The sequence below is a fragment of the Vibrio sp. 1069 genome (assembly GCF_033340555.1).
The window spans coordinates 1-629 of record NZ_JAWOWP010000530.1; the positions used below are offsets into that span (position 1 = coordinate 1).

At 50.9% G+C, this 629-nt stretch carries 1 protein-coding gene; it reads right to left on the reverse strand.

Features of this window, described 5'->3' with window-relative positions:
• A partial coding sequence (ilvE, locus tag R7040_RS27565; RefSeq protein ID WP_318097758.1) for a branched-chain-amino-acid transaminase occupies positions 1-629 on the reverse strand: 629 nt, incomplete at both ends.

Consider the following 629-nt stretch of genomic DNA (forward strand, 5'->3'; position numbering starts at 1 on the left):
GCACAACTTCTGCTGCAGTACCGGTCATGAATACTTCATCCGCAAGGTATAGCGCTTCGCGGGCAATGTTAGCTTCACGGACTTCGTAACCTTTATCGCGAGCAATGGTCATGATCGAGTCACGAGTGATGCCCGGTAGGATAGCGCTGGTTGCTGGTGGTGTGGTGATCACGCGATTTTTGATGACAAAGATGTTCTCGCCCGCGCCTTCTGACAAGTAACCGTCAACACTCAGTGCGATACCTTCGTCGTAACCATGACGACGTGCTTCACCACCAACGAGTAGTGAAGAAAGGTAGTTACCACCCGCTTTTGCAGCGGTAGGGATGGTGTTAGGTGCCGCGCGATTCCAGCTTGAAATCATCGCATCCACGCCTTTTTCTAGTGCTTCTTCACCAAGGTACGAGCCCCATGGGAACGCCGCGATGATCAGCTCCATTTCGGTGCCTACTGGAGGACACACACCTAAACCGACATTGCCCACAAATCCCAATGGACGAATGTAAGCGCTGTCGAGTTTGTTTTGACGCAGAGTTTCACGCGTTGCTTCCATGATTTCTTCAACAGAGTATGGAATAGGGAAGCGGTAAATTTTGGCGGAATCTTTTAAACGCTGTGCATGTTCACGG